The organism is Vibrio genomosp. F10 str. 9ZD137, from assembly GCF_049974785.1.
Classification (GTDB): Bacteria; Pseudomonadota; Gammaproteobacteria; order Enterobacterales; family Vibrionaceae; genus Vibrio.
Genome location: NZ_JBNGCJ010000447.1, coordinates 1 through 6854, shown reverse-complemented (window position 1 = coordinate 6854; position 6854 = coordinate 1). Strand labels below are relative to the sequence as shown.

Sequence of the window (6854 nt, the reverse complement as noted above, 5' to 3'; positions counted from 1 at the left end):
GATGGCCGTCGTGATGTGGTTGCCGCAACCGATGCAGCGTTAACCTACTTAACACGATTAAACACTCGTTTTGATGGCGACTGGAATCACGCAATCGCGGCTTACAATAGCGGTGGCGGACGCCTCAACAGTGCTATCCGTAAGAATCGAAACTTGGGAAAATCTACTGACTTCTTCTCATTAGATCTGCCAAAAGAAACCAGCGGTTATGTGCCTAAGCTTCTCGCCCTTGCTGACATCATAGCCAATCAAGAAAAGTATGGTATCGAAATACCCGCCATTTCAAACACCCCGGTTGTTGAACTCGTCAATCCTAACGATCAGCTCGATCTCGCGATTGCGGCCAATTATGCCAACATTTCAGTGAAAGAACTTCAAAGCTTAAACCCAGCGTACAACCAATGGGCAACCGCACCGGATAAACATCAGCAATTGTTGTTACCGGTAAGCTCCGTGGCACAATTTAACCAAAAAGTAGAAGAAAACAGAGGTAAAGGTATGCGTTTGGTCCGCTACCAAGTGCAATCTGGCGACACCCTCAGCGTTCTAGCAAACCAATACAACACCACGACTCGTGTTATACAAACCGCGAATAACTTACCCGGTCATAATATTCGAGTTGGGCAACACTTAATGATTCCAACATCGACTCAAGACGAAAAGGCCTACGCTCTGAGCGCGACAAACCGATTAGCAAAAACCCAATCACGCTCCAGAGGCCAGTATAAATTGACCCATAAGGTACAAAGTGGCGATAGCTTGTGGACGATAGCAAGAGCAAATAAAGTCTCTCATCAATCATTAGCAAAATGGAATGGTATGGGCCCACGCGACACACTTCGTATCGGTCAAGAATTGGTTATCTGGAAAAAGGGATCGGACGGTTCGGTGATTCGTACGGTTTTCTATCAAGTACGTACAGGGGATACCATCAGTGGCATCGCCAATAAATTTAAAGTAAAGAGTAATGATATTGTGAAATGGAATGAACTGAATAAAGGCAAATACCTGCAGCCTGGACAAAAACTAAAATTGTACGTTGATGTAACCAAGGTGAGTGTATGATTTCGTCTAGTAACCCACTTATGATGTTGGTGGATATTTTCCGATCGCCTTCTTCTGCTTTTGTCACGCTGCACAAACATGCGGTATGGGGTTGGCAGCCTTATCTATTTCTTGTATTGAGCCCTTTCTTATTTTGGGGCGCTTACTTTGACCTCGTTAATTTTGACTGGTTATACGCAGAGCTATCGACCCAACTAGCACAAACAAACCCTGCGCAACTTGAGCTTCTAGACGCCAATACCTTAATGGCAGGTGAAATCATTTCAGATGTTCTTGGTCGAACAATGTCCATTATCATGCTCGCGTTATGGTTTAACCTAGCAACAAAAGCCAGCCAACAACCTCAGAGTTTTTGGCGCTGGTTTGCCGCCTGTTCAGTCATTATGTTCCCTGCCATTATTGGTGATTTTGCTAGCTATGTGAGTGTGCTTTTAAAGCATGGACAGGTGATGACATACGCTGCCGATCTCAACAGTCTCAATGGTCTTATCAAGCTACCGCTCACCAATGACTGGTCTCAGTTTGCCAGCGCGGTTCCTTTGCTATTACCCTGGTATATCGTTCTTGGTTATGCGGCAGTGCTAACTTGGACAGAATTTGAGCGTGGGCAAGCTATCGTTATTTCCGCCCTCCCATGGGTTGGGTATTTCTTAGTTTGGGCTATTTATATTGTCGTCAGCTAAAGCGTGAACCGTTGACGGGCGAGCTATAGAGAAAAACTCACTAATAATGGGTTATGGTCAGAAGCATCACTTTGTGGTGCTTCTGCTTTTTTTAAAGTCAAACCTCGATAAAAGACATGATCGAGAACCAAACCATTCAAAAATTGCTTACGATTATCGGGCATAAAAGTCGCCGCTATTAAGCCTAAAGGTCGCAAGTGCTCTGCCAGTTCATTCATTCGCTCATGGCTCCAACTGTTAAAGTCTCCAGCAAAAATAATCGGCCCTTCATGCTGTAGCAACGCTTTCACTAGGGCATTCAATTGTTGCTGATATTCAGCAACCCCATAGGTAAAATTAACCGCATGAATATTCACGACCGCTAACTGCTGACCATCAGACAATGAATATAAAGAAAACAACGCCGATTTAGGCAACCTCAGCCAGGGTTCAACAACCAAGTAAGCACAGACTAAAGCGGGCGAGTCGGCAGCAATAGTGAGGACACCCGATGACACATCAAACGCCTTAAACGCTTCAACTTGATTTCCCTGCCACCCTTTTTCGATTAACCACCCTTTAAAAGAATCGGTCATGATGGCTTCTTGCAATAAAATCAATTGACGAGATTGGGACAGTGACGTCAGTGCTTCATTCCAGTTGGAACGATTTTGCTTGTATATATTCCAGACCAGAACATCTAATTTCCCTTCATTATCAATCGATAGAGTGTTGGATTCTTGATGGCACTGAAGCTTAGGCGGTGAATGGGTATTGAGTGCATTAGTATTAAGTACCGTGACACTGGCCTCTGTTGATACACTGAAGATGAAATAAACAGAAAAAAAACCCAATACGCTCAATACTAATGCTAGGAAAAAGAGATGCGTTCTGTTCATATCGTTCCATCAAGCATATTGATTGCCTTAGGTAGGTGCAAGGAGCTAGGTGATAAGAAGTCAGAGAGAGTAAAAAGAGAAAGGAGAAAGGAGCCCAAAGGCTCCTTAGATGGCCTCTTCGTCTTCTTCGCCCGTACGAATACGTACGACACGTTCCACATCGGTTATGAAGATCTTACCATCGCCTATTTTTCCCGTTTGCGCTGTTTCAATAATAGAATCAACACACTGCTCTGCAACGTCATCCGTCACGACAATCTCAAGCTTTACCTTAGGTAGGAAATCCACCATGTACTCTGCACCACGGTACAGTTCAGTGTGGCCTTTCTGGCGTCCGAAGCCTTTCACTTCAGAAACTGTCATCCCTGTAATACCCACTTCCGCTAATGCTTCTCGTACATCGTCTAATTTAAACGGCTTAATAATGGCTTCAATCTTTTTCATTTTCATCCCTTAAATGTCAATAATCTGCCTATTATTGACTAGCTAAAATCAACAATCAACTGACTGTTAATAATCAACTAACTGAATAGTCACAAATAAAAAGCCCAAGCAAATAGCTTGGGCTCAAATGTTCTGTCGTATTACTTTAAGCTTGAATAATACGCAGCGAGATTGGCGATATCTTCATCACTCAATAGACTTGCCTGTGCTTGCATAACAGCTGCTAGACCACCATTACGCTGCTTATCTTTATACGCTTTCATCGAGCTCACTAAGTACTGCTCATTTTGTCCTTTTAGGTGTGGGTAACCTGGAATCATTGCCATACCATCTGCACCATGACATGCAGCACAAATAGCAGCTTTAGCTTTTCCAGCGGCGACGTCACCAGCCAATGCATGACCACTTAACAAGCCCATACCTAGAATCAATCCAATTGCTACATTTCTCATTGCTTTTCCCTTTTTTATTTTAATACTTCTTTCTTTATAGTTATTTTTGCACAAATTCCAACTTTTTGTCCCAATAAACTTCACAATCGTGCCCTTGGTAGGGTTTGGTTACAAAAAGCCCCATCACAGCGACAACATGGCTGTCATTCATAATGATGGGAGTTCGACGCCTTAACCAGCTTGGCACCTGATACTCTTGAAACAGCTTTTTCAATTTACGGCTATGCCCCCGAGACGAAGGATGCGCCGCTAGCCCCTGCGGGTCAAAAATGACACTCAACGAGCCAATATAGTCACCTCGAATAGAGACCGTCTGGCAAGCATCAACCGAAGTGTCATTCCCTCGCACTGAGTCATGTGGCCTAAGAGTGATCTCCCCTAACCCATCAGGCAGCAACAGAGTGGTATTAGGGCTTAACGGCGCTGTCCATTGACTTACGTCCGAGTGGTCAGCGATAAAATACAATCCATTGTTAAATCGTCTTATCTGGCCATTCAATAGGTTAAGCTGAGGATTCGCGTCACTCTTGGCGCCAATCACTTGCTCAAGAATCGCCTCTAAATGCTGACGACTTGGCATCAAGGAGCCACAACGCTCAAGCCACATCCTCAATAATCGCTTTTGGGCAAGTACCGAATAGGTGGAAAGTGTCGATAAGACCACCTGATTATCATCGCCAACCATTTTTATCAACGCCGGTTGTAAAAGCTCATCAAGCAAGGTTTCTTGTTCAGCACATAAGGCCGCGCTTCTTTGTACCGATTGAGAAAAAGAAGGCCAACGGTCTAGCAAAGGAGGCGTAATACTGTGACGGATAAAGTTTCTATCAAATCGAGTATCTAGGTTGCTTTCGTCTTCAATCCAGTCCAATGACTGCTGATGAGCAAACTGTTCAATTTCTTTTCTACTGGCTGTCAACAATGGACGTAATTGGTAACCTAATTCAAATGGTAAACATTCCGCCATTGAGGATAACCCTTTAGGGCCACTGCCACGCTTGAGAGCCAGTAAAAAGGTTTCAACTTGATCATCTCGATGCTGACCGGTCAACAGTAAATCATCACGGTGTATGTGTTTAGCTAGAGCGGAATAGCGAGCATCACGAGCTAATTTTTCAATGCTTTCACCAGAGTCTTTTTTTAATACCACTTTTTCAACGGCAAGCGGAATGTCTAAGTCTCGACACCAACGATCACATTGACTCACCCATTCATCGGCATTCTCACTCAAACCATGATGAACATGCACTGCCAAACATATTACGTCAGGGTATTCAGTTTTATACAGCATCAATAATTCGAGTAGTACCCGAGAATCGACACCACCACTCAAGGCCAGTACGAGTCGAGAATCTGGCTTTTTATGCTGGGTAATCACTTGGGTAAAAAGTGTATATAGGGGGTTCATTGCAATACTCTGATGACCTTTGACTTAAATATCTTACGTCAAGCCATAACAGCGACCAAACGTCAGATACAAAAAAGAGCTAACCGTGTTAGCTCTTTTGTTCGTTACTAAACCATGATTAGCAGTAGCCATAACTCATTAAGCGCTGGTAACGACGCTCTAACAATGAGTCGTTATCAAACTGCTCTAGTTCTTCTAATTGCTTAATCAATGTTGCTTTGATGTTTTCTGACACTTCCGCATAATTTCTATGCGCACCACCTAAAGGCTCTTCGATAATTTCATCGATCAACTCAAGCTCTTTCAAACGTGGTGCAATTAGGCCCATCGCTTCTGCCGCTTGTGGCGCTTTATCTGAGTCACGCCATAAGATAGAGGCACAGCCTTCAGGAGAGATAACCGAGTATGTCGAATATTGCAGCATGTTAACGTAGTCGCCCACACCGATAGCAAGAGCACCACCAGAACCGCCTTCACCCACAACATTACAAATAACAGGCACTTTTAAGCCAGCCATGACCTTCAAGTTTTTCGCGATGGCTTCAGATTGCCCACGCTCTTCTGCGCCCACACCTGGATAAGCACCAGCGGTATCGATAAAGGTTATAATTGGCATCTTAAAGCGCTCTGCCATTTCCATAAGACGTAACGCCTTGCGGTAACCTTCCGGCTTAGGCATACCAAAATTACGTATGACTTTTTCTTTTGTTTCACGGCCTTTCTGGTGACCGATGATCATAACAGGACGACCTTCTAGGCGGGCAATACCCCCTACGATCGCTTTGTCATCAGCGAAAGCACGATCACCTGCCAACTCTTCAAACTCGGTAAAGACACTTTCTACATAATTCAGTGTGTAAGGACGCTGTGGGTGACGCGCCAGTTGAGCGGTTTCCCATGCGCCAAGATCACTAAAGATTTTCTTTTTCAGTTCTAAACTTTTCTTTTCAAGCTGCTGAATTTCTTTATCTAAATCAACGGCTGTATCGCCGCCGTGACGAGATACATCACGTAAAGCTTCAATTTTTGCTTCTAGTTCAGCAATTGGCTTTTCAAATTCAAGAAAGTTGAGGCTCATCTATTGATCCTTTTCTACTTAGCGTCCTATATGAGGCTAAATTTTAGTTAAATTCGAGTTCTACCTGGTTACGACCAAGTAGCAGTTTCAATTCGTCTAACAATACATCACTGGGCGTCACTCGCCATTCAGTACCAAGCGTGAGTCGAGCTCTGGCATCAAGTCGCTGATAATATATATTGACAGGGATGGTCCCTGCTCGATGAGGCTCTAGAATTTGGCTAAAGCGCTCAAAAAATTGATTGTTTATTTGTGATTCATTAATGGACACCGATAGACCACGAGCATATTTCTCTCGAGCGGTTCCTAGATCCAACAGTTCGCGCGCTGACATTTTAAGACCACCATTGAAATCATCAAAGCTGACCTGTCCAGAAATGACCAGTATTTTATCTTTTTCTAACAATTCTGCATACCGATCAAGCGCATCTGAGTACAACATCACTTCCATTCGGCCAGAACGGTCATCGATTGTCATCAAACCAATGCGAGCGCCTCGCTTAGTGGTCATCACTCTTGCAGCAATAACAAGACCTGCAATGGTCACGGATTGATCTCGTCTTGTCGGTGTTGCGTCTTTTAATCGACAGCTGGTGTATTTTGTTAGCTCTTTCAAATAAGCATTGATCGGATGCCCAGTTAAATACAAGCCTAGCGTGTCTCTTTCGCCTTCTAACCACACTTTTTCCGGCCAGGGTTCCACTTTTGTGTACTTATGCTCGATGACATCGGCTTCTTCTGTCAACACACCAAACATATCACCTTGACCAAATGCTTCTGCTTGATGATGCTGGCTAGCCCCTTTTACTGCGTCTTTGAGCGACGCCATTAAGATCGGAAGAGCGG

8 protein-coding genes are annotated in these 6854 nt (G+C 44.0%); 2 read left to right on the top strand and 6 right to left on the bottom strand.

The features are described from left to right. Positions 1 to 1065: LysM peptidoglycan-binding domain-containing protein (locus ACP45E_RS10720; protein ID WP_069584994.1), on the top strand; the 1065-nt coding region annotated here is incomplete at its 5' end. Beyond that, positions 1062 to 1748, top strand: coding sequence for a YIP1 family protein (locus tag ACP45E_RS10715; RefSeq protein ID WP_017038739.1), 687 nt, complete (start codon positions 1062 to 1064; stop codon positions 1746 to 1748). The genes ACP45E_RS10720 and ACP45E_RS10715, both read left to right, overlap by 4 nt. A gap of 23 nt (positions 1749 to 1771) precedes the next feature. Here the strand turns inward: ACP45E_RS10715 and ACP45E_RS10710 are convergent, their stop codons facing one another. The 6 genes from ACP45E_RS10710 to ACP45E_RS10685 form a co-directional block, all read right to left on the bottom strand. Further along, positions 1772 to 2626: an endonuclease/exonuclease/phosphatase family protein gene (locus tag ACP45E_RS10710; protein WP_017038738.1), complete on the bottom strand. Its 855-nt coding sequence runs from the start codon at positions 2624 to 2626 to the stop codon at positions 1772 to 1774. Positions 2627 to 2731: 105 nt separating this feature from the next. After that, entirely contained in the window at positions 2732 to 3070 is a 339-nt protein-coding gene (gene glnB, locus ACP45E_RS10705) for a nitrogen regulatory protein P-II (RefSeq protein WP_017035083.1), read from the bottom strand. A gap of 140 nt (positions 3071 to 3210) precedes the next feature. Next, on the bottom strand, positions 3211 to 3522 hold the full coding sequence (locus ACP45E_RS10700; protein WP_017035082.1) for a c-type cytochrome: 312 nt from the start codon (positions 3520 to 3522) through the stop codon (positions 3211 to 3213). A 40-nt stretch (positions 3523 to 3562) separates the two neighbouring features. Further along, positions 3563 to 4930, bottom strand: coding sequence for a tRNA lysidine(34) synthetase TilS (tilS, locus tag ACP45E_RS10695; RefSeq protein ID WP_017038737.1), 1368 nt, complete (start codon positions 4928 to 4930; stop codon positions 3563 to 3565). Positions 4931 to 5048: 118 nt separating this feature from the next. Next, the gene (gene accA / locus ACP45E_RS10690; protein WP_017038736.1) at positions 5049 to 6008 is read right to left on the bottom strand and encodes an acetyl-CoA carboxylase carboxyl transferase subunit alpha; all 960 of its coding nucleotides are present in this window, start codon (positions 6006 to 6008) and stop codon (positions 5049 to 5051) included. A 43-nt stretch (positions 6009 to 6051) separates the two neighbouring features. Further along, positions 6052 to 6854, bottom strand: an 803-nt coding sequence (locus tag ACP45E_RS10685; RefSeq protein ID WP_241824302.1) for an OB-fold nucleic acid binding domain-containing protein, incomplete at its 5' end; no start/stop codon positions are given.

What these genes read in the sequence shown, in the direction of transcription:
- ACP45E_RS10715 (WP_017038739.1), top strand. Translation starts at nt 1,062, where the DNA reads ATGATTTCGTCTAGTAACCCACTTATGATGTTGGTGGATATTTTCCGA.
- ACP45E_RS10710 (WP_017038738.1), bottom strand. Translation starts at nt 2,626, where the DNA reads ATGAACAGAACGCATCTCTTTTTCCTAGCATTAGTATTGAGCGTATTG.
- glnB (WP_017035083.1), bottom strand. Translation starts at nt 3,070, where the DNA reads ATGAAAAAGATTGAAGCCATTATTAAGCCGTTTAAATTAGACGATGTA.
- ACP45E_RS10700 (WP_017035082.1), bottom strand. Translation starts at nt 3,522, where the DNA reads ATGAGAAATGTAGCAATTGGATTGATTCTAGGTATGGGCTTGTTAAGT.
- tilS (WP_017038737.1), bottom strand. Translation starts at nt 4,930, where the DNA reads ATGAACCCCCTATATACACTTTTTACCCAAGTGATTACCCAGCATAAA.
- accA (WP_017038736.1), bottom strand. Translation starts at nt 6,008, where the DNA reads ATGAGCCTCAACTTTCTTGAATTTGAAAAGCCAATTGCTGAACTAGAA.